The 21,303-nt window shown below is 64.9% G+C and carries 16 protein-coding genes and 2 riboswitches; of the genes, 10 read left to right on the top strand and 6 right to left on the bottom strand.

The window, feature by feature from the left end:
* The first annotated feature begins 10 nt into the window (after positions 1–10).
* Positions 11–574, top strand: a complete 564-nt coding sequence (gene dcd / locus ACFZAI_RS03555; protein ID WP_054423202.1) for a dCTP deaminase — start codon at positions 11–13, stop codon at positions 572–574.
* 4 nt (positions 575–578) lie between these two features.
* Here the strand turns inward: dcd and ACFZAI_RS03560 are convergent, their stop codons facing one another.
* On the bottom strand, positions 579–1,430 hold the full coding sequence (locus tag ACFZAI_RS03560) for a GNAT family N-acetyltransferase (protein WP_391565609.1): 852 nt from the start codon (positions 1,428–1,430) through the stop codon (positions 579–581).
* Between the two features lie 167 nt (positions 1,431–1,597).
* Here ACFZAI_RS03560 and ACFZAI_RS03565 point away from each other — a divergent pair, with 167 nt between their 5' ends.
* Positions 1,598–2,839: a diguanylate cyclase gene (locus ACFZAI_RS03565; protein WP_391565610.1), complete on the top strand. Its 1,242-nt coding sequence runs from the start codon at positions 1,598–1,600 to the stop codon at positions 2,837–2,839.
* 9 nt (positions 2,840–2,848) lie between these two features.
* Here the strand turns inward: ACFZAI_RS03565 and ACFZAI_RS03570 are convergent, their stop codons facing one another.
* On the bottom strand, positions 2,849–3,367 hold the full coding sequence (locus ACFZAI_RS03570) for a GNAT family N-acetyltransferase (protein ID WP_391565611.1): 519 nt from the start codon (positions 3,365–3,367) through the stop codon (positions 2,849–2,851).
* Positions 3,368–3,480: 113 nt separating this feature from the next.
* Between ACFZAI_RS03570 and ACFZAI_RS03575 the strand changes: the two genes are divergently transcribed.
* From ACFZAI_RS03575 to gcvP, 8 genes are all read left to right on the top strand, one after another.
* The gene (locus ACFZAI_RS03575) at positions 3,481–3,933 is read left to right on the top strand and encodes a hypothetical protein (protein WP_391565612.1); all 453 of its coding nucleotides are present in this window, start codon (positions 3,481–3,483) and stop codon (positions 3,931–3,933) included.
* 240 nt (positions 3,934–4,173) lie between these two features.
* Positions 4,174–6,435: an Orn/Lys/Arg decarboxylase N-terminal domain-containing protein gene (locus tag ACFZAI_RS03580; protein ID WP_391565613.1), complete on the top strand. Its 2,262-nt coding sequence runs from the start codon at positions 4,174–4,176 to the stop codon at positions 6,433–6,435.
* A 23-nt stretch (positions 6,436–6,458) separates the two neighbouring features.
* Positions 6,459–7,661 (top strand): NAD(P)/FAD-dependent oxidoreductase, encoded by a 1,203-nt coding sequence (locus ACFZAI_RS03585; protein ID WP_391565614.1) that lies wholly within the window; start codon positions 6,459–6,461, stop codon positions 7,659–7,661.
* A 179-nt stretch (positions 7,662–7,840) separates the two neighbouring features.
* A complete protein-coding gene (locus ACFZAI_RS03590) occupies positions 7,841–8,455 on the top strand; it encodes a superoxide dismutase (protein ID WP_391565615.1) in 615 nt (204 codons plus the stop codon).
* A 31-nt stretch (positions 8,456–8,486) separates the two neighbouring features.
* Positions 8,487–9,380, top strand: coding sequence for a ZIP family metal transporter (locus tag ACFZAI_RS03595; RefSeq protein WP_391565616.1), 894 nt, complete (start codon positions 8,487–8,489; stop codon positions 9,378–9,380).
* A 59-nt stretch (positions 9,381–9,439) separates the two neighbouring features.
* A riboswitch (glycine riboswitch) is annotated at positions 9,440–9,539 on the top strand.
* A 33-nt stretch (positions 9,540–9,572) separates the two neighbouring features.
* Positions 9,573–9,695: riboswitch (glycine riboswitch) on the top strand.
* 91 nt (positions 9,696–9,786) lie between these two features.
* On the top strand, positions 9,787–10,887 hold the full coding sequence (gcvT, locus tag ACFZAI_RS03600; protein ID WP_391565617.1) for a glycine cleavage system aminomethyltransferase GcvT: 1,101 nt from the start codon (positions 9,787–9,789) through the stop codon (positions 10,885–10,887).
* Positions 10,888–10,987: 100 nt separating this feature from the next.
* A complete protein-coding gene (gcvH, locus tag ACFZAI_RS03605) occupies positions 10,988–11,365 on the top strand; it encodes a glycine cleavage system protein GcvH (protein ID WP_391565618.1) in 378 nt (125 codons plus the stop codon).
* Positions 11,366–11,440: 75 nt separating this feature from the next.
* Positions 11,441–14,314, top strand: a complete 2,874-nt coding sequence (gene gcvP, locus ACFZAI_RS03610; protein WP_391565620.1) for an aminomethyl-transferring glycine dehydrogenase — start codon at positions 11,441–11,443, stop codon at positions 14,312–14,314.
* Positions 14,315–14,436: 122 nt separating this feature from the next.
* Here gcvP and ACFZAI_RS03615 read toward each other — a convergent pair whose 3' ends face one another.
* From ACFZAI_RS03615 to ACFZAI_RS03630, 4 genes are all read right to left on the bottom strand, one after another.
* Positions 14,437–16,404 carry a DUF945 family protein gene (locus ACFZAI_RS03615; protein ID WP_391565621.1) on the bottom strand — a complete coding sequence of 656 codons (1,968 nt, stop codon included), beginning with the start codon at positions 16,402–16,404 and terminating at the stop codon, positions 14,437–14,439.
* 244 nt (positions 16,405–16,648) lie between these two features.
* Positions 16,649–18,124 carry a M81 family metallopeptidase gene (locus tag ACFZAI_RS03620; RefSeq protein ID WP_391565623.1) on the bottom strand — a complete coding sequence of 492 codons (1,476 nt, stop codon included), beginning with the start codon at positions 18,122–18,124 and terminating at the stop codon, positions 16,649–16,651.
* A 28-nt stretch (positions 18,125–18,152) separates the two neighbouring features.
* The gene (locus ACFZAI_RS03625; RefSeq protein WP_391565625.1) at positions 18,153–19,559 is read right to left on the bottom strand and encodes an amidase; all 1,407 of its coding nucleotides are present in this window, start codon (positions 19,557–19,559) and stop codon (positions 18,153–18,155) included.
* A gap of 46 nt (positions 19,560–19,605) precedes the next feature.
* Positions 19,606–21,303: an ABC transporter ATP-binding protein gene (locus tag ACFZAI_RS03630; protein WP_391565626.1), complete on the bottom strand. Its 1,698-nt coding sequence runs from the start codon at positions 21,301–21,303 to the stop codon at positions 19,606–19,608.

Genomic DNA, 21,303 nt, shown 5'->3' on the forward strand with positions numbered 1-21,303 from the left:
CATTCCCACCATGAGCATCAAAAGCGACCGCTGGATCCGCCGCCAGTCCGAAGCCGGCATGATCGAACCCTTTGAACCAGGGCAGGTCCGCACGGCCAATGGCGGGCGGATCGTTAGCTACGGCACCAGCAGCTACGGCTACGACGTGCGCTGCGCCGACGAATTCAAGATTTTCACGAACATCAATTCCACCATCGTCGACCCCAAGAATTTCGACGAAGGCTCGTTCGTGGACTTCAAGGGTGATGTTTGCATCATCCCGCCGAACTCGTTTGCGCTGGCCCGCACGGTTGAATACTTCCGCATTCCGCGTAGCGTCCTGACGATCTGCCTGGGCAAAAGCACCTATGCCCGCTGCGGCATCATCGTCAACGTGACGCCGCTGGAACCCGAATGGGAAGGCCACGTCACGCTGGAATTCTCGAACACCACGCCGCTGCCCGCCAAGATCTACGCTGGCGAAGGCTGCGCGCAGATGCTGTTCCTGGAAAGCGATGAAGTGTGCGAGACGTCTTACGCCGATCGTGGCGGCAAGTATCAAGGCCAACGCGGCGTCACGCTGCCGCGTACCTGAGTCCTTAGCGTCGTGGCGCGGGGGCAGGGCGCAGGTAATCGATGTCCCATTCGCTTTCGCCGGTCTGGATGAATCCGTGCCGGCGGTAGAAGCGGTTGGAATCGCTGTCGCGCAACGCGCCTACCGACACCGGCAGCCCCTGGCTGTCGGCGTCTTGCAGAATCTTTTGCATGACCTGGCTGCCCAGGCCCGCGCCTTGCGCGGCGGGCGTAATGTACAGATGGTCCAGCCGCAAGCCCTCGCCGTCCGGCCGCAGGGCATAAAACCCCACGCGTTGTCCGCTGCGTTCGATCCACCAGGTGTGTTCGGGCCGGAAGGTGCTGCGCAGCCGCGAGCGGGCGCGTTCAGGATCAAAGCGGCCCAGCCGTTGCAGGCTGTCGCGCATGGCCTCGATGCGCACGTCTGCCAGCGCATCGAAATCGGCATGGGATACCGCTTGGAACCGCAAGCCGTTGTCCGCCAGCTCGTCATAGCCCCGGCCCAGGAATTGCAGGATGCAGATGCCGTGGCCGTAGGGGTCGCTCAGGTGCGCGATGCGGCCCCAGGCGTGGGTGGACGCCGGGTCTTCCAGGCGGGCGCCGGCGGCCACGGCCTGGCTGACCGCAAGGTCCACGTCGTCCACCACCACGTCCAGGTGCACGGGCGTCCAGTGGCGCGCGTAGTCGCGCGTCTGGCCGGTGGCGCTGGCGGCCGGCGTGCCTGCGGCTTTTTCCAGCAGATAGATGGGAGCGCTTGCCCCAAGCATTTCCGCCGCCTTCGGCCCCAGCCGCCGATGCAGCGTCAAGCCGAATGCGCGGGCGTAAAAGTCGATGGCGTGTTCAAGATCAGGCACATCGATATTGACCAGGAGCTGCATGGGGTCTTTCCTTCGGAAGTATTCCTTGGGCGGGACAAAAACATATCACGAGCGCTGCGCCAGGGGGATGCGGCTAAAGAAACCGCCAGGCGCTACCGTAAAAAGAATATATGTGTTTGCCGATTTGGCGACGTCATCTCTGCAAGCTGAGCAAGGCCCCGACCCCCGTGCGTTACCCCCATATTCCCTGGCTGCCCCTGTTGTTCTATCCCGCGCTGCCAGTGGCCGCCGCGGTCGGCCTTATGCTGTGGCGCGAATGGCCGCCCGCGTTGACGCTGATCGTGCCGTTCGTGCCGTGGGTGATGGCGCTGATCGGCGCGGCGATCTGTCTGATGTACCAACGCTCGCAGACGATGGCGCTGATGCTATGCGTGCTGGCCGCCACCGCCATCTGGCCCGCGCTCGCGCGGCAAGCGCCGTGGGCCTTGGGGCCCGCGCTGGCCTGGTGGTCGTTGGCGTACACGATCAATGCGCTCTGGTCCGAGCGGTCCAGCATGTGGCTCGACATGGTGCTGCGCGTGGCGCTGATGGCGGCGGGCGTGGCGGCGATTGCGCTGGTCGGCAAGGATGGCCTGACCGATGTGTTTGGCACCATAGCGTTGCAGGGCAAGCTTGCGCGCCTGGGCGTGCCTGTCGAAGCGCTTGTGGGGCTGCTGATGACGGGCCTGACGCTGACCCTGCTGCTGTTGCGCTATGGCCGCCCGCAGCAGGCGGGGCAATGGCTGGGCTTTGTCTGCATGGCCTGGGCCTTGCCGCGTGGCGCGGAACATCCCATTGAACTGGCGTTGATGTCGGCCGCGGCGCTGACGGCGCTGTGCATCTCGCTGGCGCACGAAGGCTTTCACATGGCGTTCCGCGATGAGCTCACCGGCCTGCCGGGCCGGCGCGCGCTGAACGAACGCCTGCAACGCATGGGCCGCGTCTACACGTTGGCGATGGCCGACGTGGACCACTTCAAGGCGTTCAACGACACGCACGGACACGACGTGGGCGATCAGGTGCTGCGCATGGTGGCGTCGCAACTGCGCCGTGTGCCGGGCGGCGGGCAGGCCTACCGTTATGGCGGCGAAGAGTTCACGCTGGTGTTCCCGGGCAAGACCGCCGCCGAAAGCATGCCGCATCTGGAAACGGTGCGGCGCGCCATCGAGGCCTATCAGATGCGCTTGCGCGACAAACCCGCGCGCCCCAAGGCGGACCAGGTCGGCCTGCGCCGCCGGGGCGGACGCGGCGGACGCAATTCGCGGCCGTTGCGGGTCACGGTCAGCATTGGCGTGGCGGAACGCGGCGACGCCTTGCGCGCGCCGGACGCGGTCATCAAGGCGGCTGACCAGGCGCTGTACAAAGCCAAGGACGGTGGCCGCAACCAGGTGTGCGCATATGGCGCGCGCCGCAGCAGGGCGGCGGGCTGAGGGGCTGGCCTACTTTCCCGCCAGCGCCAGCGCCATCAGGGTTTCGTCGTAGAGCGCGTCGTTCACGCACAGCGCTTCGCGTTCGCGCCCGTATTCAACAAAGCCCAGGCTGGCGTACAGCGCCGCCGCCGCCTTGTTGTTGGCGGTGACGCTCAGCTGCACCTGGCGGATACCGCGCATGGTCTGGGCATGGGCGATGGCCGCATGCATCAGCAGCCGGCCCAGCCCGCGTCCGCGCTGCGCGGGGGCCACATACATGCTCCAGATGTGCGCCTTGTGGCGCATCTTCAGCTTGCGCTGACGGCCCACGCCCACCATGCCAGCCAGCGTGTCATCGACGAACACGCCAAACATCGCGCCATCATCTAGCGGCGTGATCCACCCGCGGATGTCCTCCAGTGTCAGCGTGTGTTCCTCTTCGTAACTTGATCCAAACGATTCGGGCGTTTCCACCAGCGCGTCCAGGCGCAATTGACGCAGGGGCGCGGCATCCGGGGCGGTCAGACGTCTGACAAGCGGTTTAGGCATGGTTGCACAGTGTTGGGAATACGGAACGGTCGGGCGGTTTGGGCAGTATAGGCGGGGGGTGCTTGCCTATAATGGCCCTATTGCCGCTTGCGGTTTTCACAAAGGAGCCAACGATGTTCGGTTTCCTCAAGATAAACCAGGACGCCAATCTCGACGAAGTGCAGGAAGCTTTCGTCGCCAGAGTGGCAGACGCTGCGCAAGACTTTGTCGAAGCCGCCGGGACAACCGGCGCTGTACTGGACTACTCCCTGTCCAGTGTCCATGCGCTGGACGACGCGCTAGAGGCCGCCCACCTTGGGACCTTGCCTCTGACCCCCATGCAAACCGTTGGCGCCGCCGCCTACCTGTACGAGGTCGGACGCCGCGCGCATGGCGGCTTGTACGAAGTGTGCGACGACGAAGACCCGGTCGTGCTGGTGTGCGGCGACCCCGGCTCCGAAGTCTGTTTTGGCGCCATCGCCAAGGTCGAGCGGCGCATCCGGGACGGCGCCACCGAGTCCATCCCCGCCTACTTCGAACAGTTCACCACCGCCTTGCAGACCGGCGAAGCCCGCACCATCCGCTAGGTTTGCTCCCCCCGGCGCCGTTGTCTCTGTGCTGAAAGCGCCCGCTTTTGGCGCGATGACAACGGCTGTGCATGCCTTCTGGGGATTTCCCGTAGGACTGTAAGAAAAACAGCCCTACAATTCCGCCATTCCCGCTTCCCGGCGGGTGCTCGCGCCGTCTGTCATCAGGCGGATTTTTACTAGAAGTACATTCGGGCTGCGAACCGCGTCCGATCCCGCCTTGCCCCCAGGAGCGCCTGCATGAAATTCCGCTTCCCCATTTTCATCATCGACGAGGACTACCGTTCGGAGAACGCGTCCGGTTTGGGTATTCGTGCCTTGTCAGCTGCAATCGAGGCCGAGGGCGTCGAGGTGATCGGGGTGACCAGCTATGGCGACCTGAGTTCGTTCGCGCAACAGCAAAGCCGCGCCAGCGCCTTCATCCTGTCGATCGACGATGAAGAGTTCGACGTGGATTCGCCCGAAGACGTGGCCAGCGCAATCAAGAACCTGCGCATGTTCATCGGTGAACTGCGTTTCCGCAACGCCGATATCCCGATCTATCTGTACGGTGAGACGCGCACGTCGGAGCACATTCCGAACGACATCCTGCGCGAACTGCACGGCTTCATCCACATGTTCGAGGACACCCCCGAATTCGTGGCGCGCCACATCATTCGCGAAGCCCGCAGCTACGTGGATTCGCTGCCGCCGCCGTTCTTCCGCGAGCTCGTCAAGTACGCGCAAGACGGTTCGTATTCCTGGCACTGCCCCGGCCACTCGGGCGGCGTCGCGTTCCTGAAGAGCCCGGTAGGCCGCATGTTCCACCAGTTCTTCGGTGAAAACATGCTGCGCGCCGACGTCTGCAACGCCGTGGACGAACTGGGCCAGCTGCTGGACCACACCGGCCCCGTGGCCGAGTCCGAACTGAACGCCGCGCGCATCTTCCACGCCGACCACTGCTTCTTCGTGACCAACGGCACGTCGACGTCGAACAAGGTGGTGTGGCACGCCAACGTCGCCGCGGGCGACGTCGTGGTGGTGGACCGCAACTGCCACAAGTCGATCCTGCACGCCATCACGATGACGGGCGCAATCCCGGTGTTCCTGCGCCCGACGCGCAACCACCTGGGCATCATCGGCCCGATTCCGCTGGAAGAGTTCCACCCGGACAACATCCGCAAGAAGATCGAAGCCAACCCCTTCGCGCGCGAAGCGGTGAACAAGAATCCGCGCATCCTGACGCTGACGCAAAGCACGTACGACGGCGTCATCTATAACGTGGAAATGATCAAGGAACAGCTCGGCAGCTACGTCGACACGCTGCACTTTGACGAAGCGTGGCTGCCGCACGCGTCGTTCCACGAGTTCTACACGGACATGCACGCGATTGGCCAGGACCGCCCGCGCAGCCAGGACGCGATGGTGTTCGCCACGCACTCCACGCACAAGCTGCTGGCCGGTATTTCGCAGGCCTCGCAGATCATCGTGCAGGAATCCGAGACCCGCAAACTGGACCGCAACGTCTTCAACGAGGCGTACCTGATGCACACGTCGACCTCGCCGCAGTACGCGATCATCGCGTCGTGCGACGTGGCCGCCGCCATGATGGAGCCGCCGGGCGGCACCGCACTGGTCGAGGAAAGCATCCGCGAAGCGCTGGACTTCCGCCGCGCCATGCGCAAGGTGGAATCGGAATTCGGCAAGAACGACTGGTGGTTCAAGGTCTGGGGCCCGAACCGTCTGGTGTCCGAAGGCATCGGCAACCGCGACGAATGGATTCTCGAAGCCAACGACCACTGGCACGGCTTCGGCGAAATGGCCGAAGGCTTCAACATGCTGGACCCGATCAAGGCCACGGTCATTACCCCGGGGCTGGACATGTCGGGCAGCTTCGGCGAAACCGGCATCCCAGCCGCGCTGGTGTCCAAGTACCTGACCGAGCACGGCGTGGTGGTGGAAAAGACCGGCCTGTATTCGTTCTTCATCCTGTTCACCATCGGCATCACCAAGGGCCGCTGGAACACGCTGTTGACCGCGTTGCAGCAGTTCAAGGACGACTACGACCGCAACCAGCCGCTGTGGCGCATCCTGCCGGACTTCTGCCGCGTGCATCGCCGTTACGAGCGCATGGGCCTGCGCGATCTGTGCCAGGAAATCCACGAAGCCTACCGTGCGCGCGACGTCGCCCGCCTGACCACCGAGATGTACTTGAGCGACATGGTGCCGGCGTTGAAGCCGTCGGACGCCTTTGCCCGCATGGCGCACCGCGAAGTGGAACGCGTAGACATCGACAAGCTGGAAGGCCGCGTGACGGGCGTGCTGTTGACGCCGTATCCCCCGGGCATCCCGCTGTTGATTCCGGGCGAACGCTTTAACCGCACCATCGTGCAGTACCTGCAATTCGCGCGCGAATTCAACGAGCGCTTCCCGGGCTTCGAAACCTATATTCACGGCCTGGCCGATGAAGTGGGTCCCGATGGCGAGAAGCGCTACTACGTTGATTGCCTGATTGAAGAATAAGGCCCGGCGGGTCTGGAGTGTCGATGTTTGATGTAGCCGTACTCGGCGCCGGCGCCGCTGGCATGATGTGTGCAGCGGTCGCCGGCCAGCGCGGCTTGCGCGTGGTGCTGGTCGACCATGCCGAGCGCCTGGCGGAGAAGATCCGCATTTCCGGCGGTGGCCGCTGCAACTTCACCAACATCGGGGCCGGACCCGCCAACTTCCTGTCCGACAATCCGCATTTCTGCCGCTCGGCCCTGTCGGCCTACACGCCGCAGGACTTTCTGGCGCTGATGAAGCGCCACCATATCGCCTGGCACGAGAAGCATCGCGGCCAGCTGTTCTGCAACGATTCCAGCGAATCCATCATCGACATGCTGCGCGCCGAGTGCGACGCGGGCAATGTGCAATGGCGCATGGGCTGTTCGGTGGCCGAGATCGGCCAGGGCGAAGCGGGCTTCGAGCTGCGCACGAGCCAGGGCGTGATCCGCGCAGCCAAGCTGGTGGTGGCTACCGGCGGCATGGCGATTCCGCAATTGGGCGCCACCGATTTCGGCCTGAAGATTGCGCGCCAGTTCGGCCTGAAAGTGGTCGAGCCCCGGCCAGCGCTGGTGCCGCTGACGTTTGACCCCGTGCAGTGGCAGCCCATGTCCGAACTATCGGGCGTGGCGTTGGAAGTAGGCCTGCACACGGGGCAGGGCAAGACACGCGGTGAATTCCTGGAAGACCTGCTGTTCACGCACCGGGGCTTGTCAGGCCCGGCGATCTTGCAGATTTCCAGCTACTGGAAACCCGGCGAGCCCATCGTGATTGACCTGGCGCCTGGCCGTGACCTGGCCGAAGAGCTGCTGGCGTCAAAATCCGGCAACCGCCAGCAGGTGCATACCGTGCTGGCGGGCCTGTGGCCCAAACGGCTGGCCGACCGCTGGCTGCATCTGGCGGAGCAGGGCGGCAAGCCCGGCCTGGCGGCATTGCGCCTGGCCGACGCGCCCGACAAAACGTTGCGCGCGCTGGCGCAAGACATTCATCAATGGACGCTCGTGCCCAGCGGCACCGCCGGCTACAAGAAGGCCGAAGTCATGCGCGGCGGCGTGGATACGCGCGGGCTGGATCAGAAGTCCATGCAGGCCAAGACCACCCCCGGCCTGTACTTCATCGGCGAAGCGGTGGACGTGACGGGCTGGCTGGGCGGCTACAACTTCCAATGGGCCTGGGCCTCGGGCGTGGCCTGCGGAAAGGCGCTGTAGATAGCGGGCGAGGGGCGTGCCAGGGGCTTGAAGGGCAGGCCCGGCGCCCCGCCGCATGCTGCATATCATGGTCGGAATTTCACAATGCCATTGTGATATCAAATAAAAATACATATCATTTATGTTTTCGATATTGACTGCTGCTCTCCATCGGGAGGGCGAGTCCGACGGAGACATGCATGGCCTACACCCTTCCGACCCTGCCGTACGCGTATGACGCCCTGGAACCTCACATCGATGCGATGACGATGGAGATCCATTACAGCAAGCACCATCAAACCTATGTCACCAGCCTGAACGCCGCGCTGGATGGCGCCGGACTCAGCACCGACGAACCCGTCGAAGCCCTGGTGGCCCGCCTGGACCAATTGCCCGAAGCTATCCGCGGCGCGGTCCGCAACCACGGGGGTGGCCATGCCAATCACAGCCTGTTCTGGTCAGTGATGTCGCCTGAAGGCGGCGGCGAACCCGACGGCGCGCTGGCCGCGGCCATTGAATCGGAATTGGGTGGCCTGGCTGCCTTTCGCGACGCCTTCACCAAGGCGGCGCTGACCCGCTTTGGCAGCGGCTGGGCCTGGCTCTCGGTGACGCCCGCCGGCAAGCTGGTGGTGGAAAGCAGCGCCAACCAGGACAGCCCGCTGATGCACGGCAATACGCCGATTCTGGGCCTGGACGTCTGGGAACACGCCTACTATCTGAAGTACCAGAACCGCCGCCCTGAATATATCGGCGCCTTCTACAATGTCGTGAACTGGCCCGAAGTGGCTCGCCGCTACGCGGCCGCAAAGGGCTGAGCCCGTCTCTCTGAAGGAGGGCAGCGGCCTTATGAATACCTTCAGCCGTCATCGCGTGCGGCCAGCGGCCACAAGCATCAGTGTGTGGACGCTGGCCGTCATGGTGTCCTGCCTGGCGCTGCAACAGCTCTGGGTGCATCTGGACGAGCATGCGCCGCACGTGGCTGACGCGCTGCTTGGGGGGCTGGTCGCCGCAGGCGCGACCGCGCTGGGCACCTTGCCCATCCTCTTCGCCCGCACCATCCCGCAGAAAGTCCAGGACAGCATGTTCGGCTTTGGCGCGGGCGTGATGCTGGCGGCCAGCGCGTTTTCGCTGGTGGCCCCCGGTATCGCCGCCGCCAAAACGCAAGGCATGGGGCCGTGGGGCGCGGGGCTGACGGTGGGCGCCGCCATCTTGCTGGGCGCGGGCGTGCTGCTGATCATGGACCGCACCCTGCCGCACGAACACTTCATCAAGGGCCGCGAAGGCATCGAAGCGCATCGGCTGCGCCGCACCTGGCTGTTTGTGTTTGCGATCACGTTGCATAACCTGCCCGAAGGGCTGGCCATTGGCGTGGGGTATGCGGGCAGCGACCCGGTACGCGGCACCGCGCTTGCCACGGGTATCGCCATCCAGGACATTCCCGAAGGGCTGGTGGTGGCGGTGGCGCTGCTGGCGGCCGGCTACAAACGTGCGTTCGCCGTGGCGCTGGGCATGTTGTCCGGGCTGGTCGAACCGCTGGGCGCCGTGCTGGGCGCCGCCATCGTCGGGTTCTCGACGGCCATGCTGCCGTGGGGCCTGGGCTTTGCCGCAGGGGCCATGTTGTTTGTCATCAGCCATGAAATCATTCCCGAATCCCATCGCAAGGGGCACGAGGTCTACGCCACCTGCGGGCTGATGCTGGGCTTTGTTTTGATGATGCTGCTGGATACCGCGCTGGGATAGCGCGCTTGATTTTTCGGTTTTCGGCGCAGGGCTTTCGTTGTATGCTTTCGGCGCTGTCATGCATGTTTGCGGGAGAGAGCGGCTGTTTCCACGAATCAGCCGCCGCCGAAGGCGCAATTCGCCCAGAATCGCTCAGGTAACCGATACCGCACAGGCTTGCCCCGTCCCGGTTTTCACCGTGTGGATGCGGCAAAACAGTACTCTGGAGAGACCTGGCGCCGGCCCTGAACAAGGGACATATCGCGCAGCCCAGGCGCCGAAGGTGCAAACCCGCCACGCGGGGCAACTCTCAGGCAAAAGGACAGAGGGGCGGAAGATTCAGCCGTAGCCGTGCGGGCGCAGTCCGCTTGTCACGACCGGCATTCCGTAACCCTGGCAACTGATTGCCGTCCCGGAGTTTCCGCGCATGTCCGCAACCCTCAAACGCACCCCGCTGGCCGAAGAACATATCGCCTCCGGCGCCCGAATGGTCGATTTCGGCGGCTGGGATATGCCCTTGGCCTACGGCTCGCAGCTCGAGGAGCACCACGCGGTGCGCCAGGACGCCGGCATGTTCGATGTATCGCACATGCTGAACGTTGACGTCACCGGCCCCGACGCCTTCGCCTTCCTGCAACGCCTGGTCGCCAATGACGTGTCCAAGCTGACCGTGCCCGGCAAGGCCTTGTACAGCTGCATGCTGAACCCGCAAGGCGGCGTCATCGACGACCTGATCATCTATTTCTTCGCTGCCGATGAATGGCGCGTGGTGGTCAACGCCGGCACGGCCGACAAAGACATCGCCTGGATGCAGCGCGTGAAGCAGGCCGGCCAGTTCGACGTCACCATCGCCGCGCGCCGCGATCTGGCCATGGTGGCCGTGCAAGGCCCCAACGCCCGCGCCAAGGTCTGGGCCGCGCGCCCGGCATGGCAAGCGGCTTCCGAAGCCCTGACCCCGTTCGTCGCAGCCCGTGTTGGCGGCGACACGCTTGTGGCCCGCACCGGCTACACCGGCGAAGACGGCTTTGAAATCGTTCTGCCCGCGACTGAAGTCGTGCAGCTGTGGCGCGACCTGGCGGCGCAAGGCGTGCGACCGGCGGGCCTGGGCGCGCGCGATACGCTGCGCCTGGAAGCCGGCATGAACCTGTACGGCCAAGACATGGACGAGCTGACCCAGCCCGATCAGGCCGGCCTGACCTGGACCGTGTCCTTGAAGAACGCCGAGCGCCGTTTCATCGGCCGCGACGCCCTTGAACAGTTCGCCACCCCCGCCACCTTCATCGGCCTGAAGCTGCAAGAGCGCGGCGTGATGCGCGCCCACATGGCTGTGCGCACGCCGGCCGGCATGGGCGAACTCACCAGCGGCACCATGTCGCCCACGCTGGGCGTGTCGATCGGCTTCGCCCGCCTGCCGCAAGGCGTGCGTCCGGGCGATACCGTCGAGGTCGACATCCGCGGCAAATGGGTGCCCGCCCTGGTCTGCAAACTGCCCTTTGTCCGTAACGGCAAAGCCGTCGAACACTCGTAAACTCGAAGCTTCGCGCGAGCCGCCTGCCCGTTCCGGGCACGCGCCGCCCGCGCGAGGCGCGCAACACCATTCATCTACCCGCATTCCCTCAGGAGTTCCCATGAGTCTGCCCACCGATCGCAAGTACACCTCGTCCCACGAATGGGTCAAAGCTGAAGGCGACGTGTTCGTCGTCGGCATCACCGACACCGCCCAAGATCAATTGGGCGATCTGGTCTTCGTTGGCGACGTGAAGGTTGGCGCCAAGTTGAACGCGGGCGACACCGCCGGCGTGGTCGAGTCCGTCAAGGCCGCCTCCGACATCTACGCACCCGTCGAGGGCGAAATCGTCGCCTTCAACGAAGAGCTGGAAAACAACCCCAACCTGATCAACGAATCGGCCTTCACCGCCTGGATCTTCAAGATCAAGCCGGTCAACGCCGCTGATGCCGACAAGCTGCTGGACGCTGCCGGCTACGAAGCTGTCGCCAACGGCTAAGCCGTTTCGAGGCTGGCCCGCCGCCCGTATGGCGCGCCGGCCTCGCAACCTGCACCACCACCCCGAGATTCCCCCATGTCGCGCGCCCTAGACACTCATACCGACTTCATTCCCCGCCACATCGGCCCTTCCGACGCCGACCAGGCCGCCATGCTCAAGGTCATTGGCAGCTCCAGCCTGGACGCCCTGATCGAAGAAGTCGTGCCCCCGAAGATCCGCAGCCAGGCCCCGCTGGCGCTGCCGCCCTCGCGCAGCGAAACCGACGTGCTGGCCGAGCTGAAGCAGATCGCGGGCCGCAACAAGGTCTTCCGCAATTACATCGGCCAGGGGTACTACGGCACGCAGACGCCCAACGTCGTGCTGCGCAATATTCTTGAGAATCCCGCTTGGTACACGGCCTACACGCCGTATCAGCCGGAAATCTCGCAGGGCCGTCTTGAAGCCCTGCTGAACTACCAGACCATGGTCGCCGACCTGACCGGGCTGGACATCTCCAATGCCTCGCTGCTGGACGAAAGCACCGCCGCCGCCGAAGCCATGACGCTGGCCCGCCGTGGCGCCAAGTCGCAGAGCCCGGTGTTCTTCATCTCGCGCCATGTGCATCCGCAGACCATTGAAGTCGTGCGTACGCGCGCCGAAGGCCTGGACATCGAGATCACCGTCGGCGACGAAGCCGAAGGCTTGCCCGAGTGCTTTGGCGTGCTGCTGCAATACCCGCACAGCACCGGTTCCGTGTCTGACTACCGCAAGCTGGCGGACGCCGCGCACGCGCAAGGCGCGGTCGTTGCGTGCGCCACCGACCTGCTGGCGCTGGCCCTGTTGGCCGCCCCGGGCGAGTGGGGCGCCGACATCGCCATCGGTTCGGCCCAGCGGTTTGGCGTGCCGTTCGGTTTCGGCGGCCCGCATGCGGGCTTCATGGCCTGCAAGGACGCCTTCAAGCGCAACATGGCCGGCCGTCTGGTCGGCGTGTCGAAAGACGCGCAAGGCAACCCGGCGATGCGTCTGGCGCTGCAAACGCGCGAACAGCACATCCGCCGCGAGAAAGCCACGTCCAACATCTGCACGGCCCAAGTGCTGCTGGCCGTGATGGCCGGCATGTACGCCGTGTGGCACGGCCCGGCCGGCATCCGCCGCATTGCCGAGCGCGTGCAGCGCAGCACCGCCATCCTGCGCGCCGAACTGGTGAAGCTGGGCGTGAAGGTCGTGAACGACACGTTCTTCGACACGCTGCTGCTGGAAACCGGCCCCGCCACCCCGGCCATCCTGACGGCCGCCGAGTGCGAACACATCAACCTGCGCCGTGTTGACGGCGCGCGCCTGGCGGTGTCGCTGGACGAAACCGTGACCGTGGCCGACCTGCAAGCGCTGGTCAACGTGTTTGCCGCCGGCCTGGAGCGCGATGATGTCGAACTCGACATCGACGCCCTGGACGCCGCCGCCGCCAGCGGCATCCCCGCATCGGTCGCCCGCGAAAGCGCCATCCTGAAGCACCCGGTGTTCTCCAGCGTGCAATCCGAAACCGACATGCTGCGCTACCTGCGCAAGCTGGCCGATAAGGATCTGGCGCTGGACCGCACGATGATCCCGCTGGGTTCGTGCACGATGAAGCTGAACGCCACGGCCGAGATGATCCCGATCACGTGGCCCGAGTTCGCGTTGATCCATCCGTTCGCGCCCGCCTCGCAAAGCCAGGGCTACAACGAGCTGATCGACCGCCTGTCCGCCGCGCTGTGCGAAATCACCGGCTACGACAACATCAGCCTGCAACCCAACTCGGGCGCGCAAGGCGAATACGCCGGCCTGCTGGCCATTCGCGGCTATCACCAAGCCAACGGCCAGCATCAGCGCAACGTCTGCCTGATCCCGTCGTCGGCCCACGGCACCAACCCCGCGTCGGCGCAACTGGCCGGCATGGACGTCGTGGTGGTGGCGTCGGATGCCAACGGCAACGTGGATCTGGCTGACCTGCGCGCCAAGATCGAACAGGTCGGCGACAAGCTGGCCGCGCTGATGATCACGTACCCGTCCACGCACGGCGTGTTCGAAGAAGCCGTGACCGAAATCTGCGATCTGGTGCACAAGGCGGGCGGCCAGGTTTACCTGGACGGCGCCAACATGAACGCGATGGTCGGCGTGGCCCAGCCCGGCAAGTTCGGCTCGGACGTGTCGCACCTGAACCTGCACAAGACCTTCTGCATCCCGCACGGCGGCGGCGGCCCCGGCGTGGGTCCCGTGGCGGTGCGCGCCCACCTGGCGCCGTACCTGCCGGGCGTGGTGAACGAGCAGGGCAAGCTGCCCGGCGACGCGAAGGTGGGCCCGGTCTCGGCCGCGCCGTTCGGTTCGGCCGGCATCCTGCCGATTCCGTACGTGTACATCGCGCTGATGGGCGCCGACGGCCTGCGCCGCGCAACCGAAGTCGCCATCCTGAACGCCAACTACATCGCGACCCGCCTGCGTGACCACTACCCGGTCTTGTACGCAGGCCGTAACGGCCGTGTGGCGCACGAGTGCATCCTGGATGTGCGCCCGTTGAAGGAAACCAGCGGCATCAGCGCCGAAGACATCGCCAAGCGCCTGATGGACTACGGTTTCCACGCGCCGACGATGAGCTTCCCGGTGGCGGGCACCTTGATGGTCGAACCCACGGAATCCGAAGGCGTCGCCGAGCTTGACCGCTTCATCGACGCGATGATTTCGATCCGCGAGGAAATCGCTCAGGTCGAACGTGGCGAACGCGATCGCGAGGACAACGTCCTGAAGAACGCGCCGCACACCGCCCAGATGCTGCTGGCCGAAGAATGGCTGCACGACTACCCGCGCCAGCAGGCCGCCTACCCGGTGGCGTCGCTGCGCGAGGCCAAGTACTGGCCGCCAGTGGGCCGTGTGGACAACGCCTACGGCGACCGCAACCTGGTCTGCGCCTGCCTGCCGATCGAAGCGTACGCATAAGCCGGGCGCGCAAGGGCTGACCCGCTCAGCCCGCGTCAGGCAATAAAAAACCCCCATCGAAAGATGGGGGTTTTTCTTTGGGGCCGGGCGCGGCGCCTGGTGATTCCCCAGGCGCGGCAGGCTTACTTGGCTGCTGCTGCGCCCTTGGCGACTTCGTTGAAGTCTTCAGCAATGCTGATGAACGTGTTCAACAGGATTTGCAGGTTGTCCTTGCCGATCCCGCCTTCCGCGTTCATGTCCATCTGCAGCACGGCCTGGTTCTTGTCGTCCAGGTACGCGCGCGTCCAGCGGTATTCCTGATTCCAGCTGTTGATGGCCTTCAGCGTCACCGGCTTCTTGGTCTTGTACGTGGCGGTCATCACCAGGTCCAGGCACTTCTCGGTGAAGTCGTTGCACAGGAATTCCAGGCGCAGATCGCTGGCGCCGGTGGTGCCGGCGTCCAGCACCAGCACGGGGCCTTGGTCGCCGTCGGTCTTGTTGACCGTGTAGCCCATGTCGTCCAGCAGGCTGCTGACGGTGTCCAGATTGAAGTCCTGCATCACGCCGGGCAGGGCAGGCGTGGCGCCTTCGGCCGGCTCGTCCTGGCCCATGCCGGGCACGGATTCGTCTTCGTCGTCGTGGTCCATCGAGCCCATGCCGGCTGCGCCCAGCAGGCCGCTGAACAACTCGTCCGCGGGAATTTCCTTGCCGTTCAGGTTGCCCATGCCGTCCGCGAACGTGAACTTGCCGACGATGTTGTCGCCGTCGTTCTTGCCCACGTTGAACATCTCGGCCATGCCCGACATCTGGCGCACGGTTTCGTCGGCTTCCTGGGCGGCCTTGTCGGCGGCGATGCCTTCCTTCTTGATGGCGTATTGCGTGACCAGGTCCTGCACCATCGGCTTGGAAATGATCAGCGTGGCGTCGATGCGCTTGATGGCCTTGACCGCAATTTCCTGCGGCGTCAGGTTCTTGACGTCAGGCGGGTTGGCCAGGTCCAGCGTGAAGTTCAGCTTGCTTTCGCCCTTGGCGGTCTTCCAGCTCAAGGGGTCGATGCTGAACGACGGGTTGCCCGCCAGCAGCTTGCCGGCGCTGTCCAGCAAGGCTTCAACCTGCTCGTCCTTCAGGCCTTCGTCTTCGGTATGCGCCATGTATTGGCGCATCAGCTGGTTGTACGTGTCGGACAGGGTCTTTACGGCCTGGCCGTCCAGCTTGGCCAGCTTGATCACGGCCTGGCCGTTACCCAGCGGCACGTCGTTTACCGTGATGTCGCCCGTTTGGTAGGCGGCTTGCACGTTGATCGACTTGTCGTCTTCGGACAGCTTCACGCCGTAGCCGAAGTTGTCCAGCGACACCTTCATGTCATCCGACTTCTTCGTGACGTCGATGCGCTTGATCTTGATGTCGGAGTCACCCATCGACACGCCGAACTTGCCCATGCGGCTGTTGACGTCCATCGTCATGCCGGTGATGGCCATCACGACCGGGTCGTAGCTCTTCGTGCCGTCGATCGCCAGCTTGTCCATCACGGCGTGCGCGGTGACGGCTTCCAGCGAACGGTCAAACGTGCCCGTGATCACCATGCCGCTGAAGTCGATCGTGTTGTCTTTCACCGCGGTCGACACCGGCGCAATCTTCGACGTCGAGCTGGTGGTGCCGCTGTAGCTGACCATCGCGTCGCTGATCAGCGGCGAGATGTCTTTGGTCAGTGCGAACACTTCCTTCAGGTTGTCGGTCTTGGCGATTTCGGCGTGCACGTACGCCAGCTTGGGCGCAACGGCGCCGCGCGACAAGGCGGTCTTGGGGAACGGGCCGTGTTCAATGACGGCGTCGAACTCAATCATGCCGGCCGGCATGGCGTCCAGGCTCTTGTCGTTCTTCACCAGCGACAGGCCGTAGCGAGCCTGGGTCGAGAAAAGGCTGCGCTCGTACTTCAACTGGTCAATGCGCAAACCGAACAGCGGCGTCAGCTTCGCCAGTTTTTCGTTCGCTTCGGCCAGATGGCGCTGCGAGCTTTCCTCGATCCGTTTGCCGGTGTACCACGTGGCGCCTATCCAGCTTCCCGCTCCCACAATGACCACGCCGAGGGTGATCGCTACGCTCTTTTTCATCGTTCTGCTTTTTTCGTTGATTATCGAGTCATATCCGGCAGACGGGGCATTGCGCCGTCGCGTCCTGGTCGCCAGGGGCGGCTGCCGGTATACACGTTATTCATCGGCCTGTAAGGGCCCGCGCCGGAGTATACCGAGGCGCGCCTGCCGGGAAGCGTGCGCGCAGTTACCGAAGATTTCAAAATGAAAGGCCGGCGTGGGGCGCCGGCCTTATTGTCGACAATCCGTCCGATTCAGCCGGATATCAAAGCGGGTCCAGCGGGTAGATCGGCCGGCGCACGTGCTTGAAATCCAGCTGGCTGTAGTCGGACGTGGTCACGCCCACGCCCGTGCATTCGATGACTTCGGTAGCCATCTCCGAGAAGCCCGCGCGCCAATGCACCCGGCTCTTGAGCACCACGTAACGCTTTTGCAGCGGGTCGATGCCGGCCGACAGCAGGCAATTGATATCGAACGGTTCCTGGTGGCGCGACACCACCACGATTTCTACCCGGCCCGTATCGATGACAACGGTAAGCCCCGTGTCGTTACGCACGCCCCGGTACATCGGGCCGCGGTTGAGATACACGCCGTCAAACACCAGCTTGACGCGGCCCGTCACGTCCAGCGGTTCACTGGGTTCCTTGATGGCGGGCATGGGTAGCTTGCCGCCCAGCTTCAAGGTGATGGTCTTGCCGACGCCCGCGGCCGCCGCCTGCAACGCGGCTTGCGGGTCGCAGATGGCGTAGAACACCACGTTCTCCAGTTCCTGGCGCAGCACTTCGGCCAGCACGGCAGTGGTGTCCATGGTGCCGCCGGAGCCGGTGTTATCGAAGTGGTCCAGCAACACAACCGGGCCTTGCTCGATCTGTTTGGCGCGCGCGATGGTGGGCGCAAGCGGTTCCGGGTGAAACACCCAATCGGCGCGGCCGGCCCAGGCGCGTTCCAGCAGTTCGTCGCGGTACTTCTGCGCGTCTTCCCGCTTGCCGTCCGTACAGACGACGGCGCTCAAGCCCGCTTCGCGTATGTCCGCATGCGGAAAGCCCACGAAGACGGACGCCGCCAGCACGCCGTTGGCTTCCAGTTCCTTGCAGCGTTCCTGCAAGGGTTTGTTGGGTGCGGCATGCGTGCCTTGGCACATGATGTGCGGCAGCATCGGCTTGTTGGCCCAGCTCATCACGGGTTTGATCTCGCCCTTGAGCGTGCGGACGATAACGTTTGCCGCGCGCACGCCGGCCTCGCGGATGTCCACGTGCGGATACGTGTGAAAGCCGCTGATGACGGTGGCGTTGTTGACGATGTCGTCGTAGATGTTGGCGTGCATGTCCAGCGTGACGGCGACAGGCGTCTTCGGATCGATTTCGCGCAGGCGGCGCAAGAGGTCGCCTTCCGCATCTTCCACGCCTTCGGCGACCATGGCGCCGTGCAGGTCCAGCAGAATGGCGTCAAAGCCGCCCAGCTTTACCTGGTCCAGCACCAGCTTGCACAGCTGCTCGTGCGTTTCGGCGCTGGTGGGGCCGCTGGGCCAGGACTCGGCCGCCACGGGCACGACCATTTCTGCGCCCTCGCGGCGGGCCACTTCGATATAGCCGCCCAGTCCGCTGTCCGTGTTCTCGTAGGCCTTGATGGCGCGTTCGCCAGCCAGGATGTCGGGGCTGCCGCGAAAGAAGCGTTCAAGCGGGGTCGGCACGGGCGAATAGGTATTCGTCTCGTGCTTGATCATTGCCAATAGCCAACGCATGGGAATTCCTGTGGGTTGCTGTGGAAAGTCAGTTCTTGGGCGGCTGCGGCCACGGGTGCTGCGCGGGGCGCATCTGTTCCCAGGCGCGCGCCACGCGTAAGACGCCCAGTTCGTCAAAGCGGGCGCCGGCGATTTGCAGACCGATGGGCAGGCCAGCCTTCGTGTAGCCGCAGTTCACCGACGCCGCAGGCTGCTCGCTCATGTTGAAGGGCAGCGTGAAGCCGATGTGGTGCATGGTGGTGGCGACTTCATTGGTGGGCGACGGCCATTCGGCGTTGTACGCCACCACGGGGGCCACGGGCGACAGCACGTAATCGAAGGGCGCGCAGGCGGCAACCGTCTTGGCGCGCACGTTCAGCGTTTCGTAGTAGCTGCGGAACACGGCCTCGCCGCTTTGGCCGCCGCCGCTTTCCGCCCAGGTGCGGATGAACGGCAGGATCTTGGCGCGGCGCGCTTCAGGCAGCGCGGCCAGGTCGATGGCCGAGCGCGTGCGCCAGAAGCGGTCAACGCCTTCGAGCATGTCGGGAGTCATCCACGGCAGCATCGGCGTCACGATGGCGCCGGCCGCCTCGAAGGCGCGGGCGGCCGCCTGCACGGCGTCGCGCACTTCCGGGTCCAGCGTCAGGCCGCAGCCCGCGTCCATCAACAGGCCGATGCGCAAGCCGCGCACGTCCTGGTTCAGGTTCAGCCAGTCGAAGTCCTGGAAGGGCAGGCTCATGTGGTCGCGCGCGTCGGGCTGCGACAGCACGCCCATCATCAATGCGGCGTCGGTGATGGTGCGCGTCATGGGGCCGGCGCAGCGGCCCATGAAGGGCGGGTCGATGGGAATGCGGCCCAGGCTGGGCTTGAGCGTGGCGATGCCGCACCAGGCGGCCGGCAGACGGACCGAGCCGCCGATGTCGGTGCCGATGTGCAGCGGGCCGTAACCTGCGGCGGCCGCGGCGCCCGCGCCCGCGCTGGAGCCGCCCGGGTTCTTCGTCAGGTCCCAGGGGTTGCGCGTCAGTTCATGGAAGCTGGACAGGCCGGATGACAGCATGCCGAAGTCGGGCATGGTGGTCTTGCCCAGCAACACCGCGCCCGCTTCGCGCATGCGGGCAGCGGGCGGCGCGTCGGCAGCGGCCGGTGTCAGTTCGGTGGCGGCCGTGCCCAGCGGCACGGGCGTGCCACGGGTGGCGATGTTTTCCTTGATGGTGGCGGGCACGCCATCCAGCGAATAGCCGCCGGCCGATTGGGGCTCGCCCTTCATCCAGCGCGCTTCCGATGCGCGCGCCATTTCCAGCGCGCCTTCCGGATCCAGCGCGTAGGTGGCCTTCAGGTGCGGTTCCCAGCGCTCGATGTGTTCCAGCACGGAGCGCGTGGCTTCAACGGGCGAGAGGGTCTTGTCGCGATACGCTTGCAGCAGTTCCTGGGCGGACAATTCATGCGGTTGTGGCATCTCGGTTCCAGTGTTGCGAATGAGGGCAGATCGGGGAAAGCCAGGGCTATGGCGCCGGCGCGGCAGCCTGCGCCAACGTCGCCGCAACGGGCCGGAAGTTGCGGAAGTCCCAATCGCGGCCGGGGGCGGCGTCGATCAGGGCGCGGGTGTATTCGTGACGCGGTTCGGTCAGCACCGTTTCGGCGGAGCCGGTTTCCACCACCTTGCCGCGCTGCATGACCATGATGGTGTCGCAAATCTGCGCGGCCACGCGCAAGTCGTGCGTGATGAACAGCACGCCTACGCCCGTGCGCTGGCGCACTTGCTCCAGCAGTTCCAGCACCTGCGCCTGCACGGACACGTCCAGCGCGGACACGGCTTCGTCGGCCACCAGAATTTCCGGGTCCATGACAAGCGCGCGCGCGATGCAGATGCGCTGGCGCTGGCCGCCCGAAAATTGGTGGGGATAACGCCGCATTGCGTCGGGGCTCAGGCCCACAACGGTTAGCGTTTCGCCTGCGCGCTTCAAAGCCTGTTCGCGCGGCATGCCGAAGTTAAGCAAGCCTTCGATGATGGATTCACCCACCGTGCGGCGCGGGTTCAGCGACCGGTACGGGTCCTGGAACACGATCTGGATGCGGCGGCGCACGGGGCGCAGCGCCGAGCCGGACAAGGTGCTGAGATCTTCGCCGCCCATCATCATGTGGCCGGCGGTGGGTTCGATCAGGCGCACGATGCAACGCGCCACCGTCGATTTTCCCGAGCCGGATTCGCCCACGATGCCCAGGATTTCGCCTTTGCGCAGCGTCAGGTTGACGTCGGTGGCGGCGATGACGTTCTGCGCGGCCTTGCGTGAAAACAGCGAGCTTTTGCCGCCATAGGTGCGGCCCAGCCCCTTCACATGCAGCACCGGCTGGCCGTCAGGCGCGTCGCGCCGCAGCGGCACCAGGCTCGGCACGGACGACACCAGACGCCGCGTGTACGACTGCTTGGGTTCGGCCAGGATTTCATGGCGGGTGCCGCTTTCGATCAGGTCGCCCCGATTCATCACCACGATGCGATCCGAAATTTCCGCCACCACGCCGAAGTCGTGCGTGATGAACAGCACGGCCGTCTTGTGCTTGACTTGCAGTTCCTTGATCAGCGCCAGAATCTGCTTTTGCGTGGTCACGTCCAGCGCGGTGGTGGGTTCGTCGGCGATGAGCAGCTTGGGTTCAAGAATCAGCGCCATCGCGATCACGATGCGCTGGCGCTGGCCGCCCGACAACTGATGCGGATACGCATCGAAGATGCGCTCGACATCCGGCAGATGCACCGAGCGGAACATGTCCAGCACCTTGGCGCGGCGTTCGGCGCCGCTCATGCTCTTGCGATGCAGGCGCAGCACTTCGTCAACCTGCTTGCCCACGGTATGCACGGGGTTCAGCGCGGTCATGGGTTCCTGGAACACCATGGCCATGCGGGTCGCGCGCATTTCGCGCAGGCGGCGCTGCGATGCGGTGGCGACATCTTCGCCTTCGACGCGGATGGAACCCGCGCTGATGGAAAGGACGCCCGGCGGCAGCAAGCCCATCACGGCCAGCGACGTGACCGATTTGCCGGAGCCGGATTCGCCAACCACGCACACCGTTTCGCCGGCGTGCACGTCCAGGCTCAGGTTGCGCACCACGCGGTTGCCCGCGCCGGCGACTTCCACGGACAGGTTGCGGATGGCCAGGATGGCGGACGACGTATCGCCCGCAGGGGGAGTAGGGGAGTAGGTCAT

Origin of the sequence: Achromobacter sp. NPDC008082, from assembly GCF_042957345.1 — a bacterium.
GTDB lineage: Bacteria > Pseudomonadota > Gammaproteobacteria > Burkholderiales > Burkholderiaceae_B > Achromobacter > Achromobacter kerstersii_A.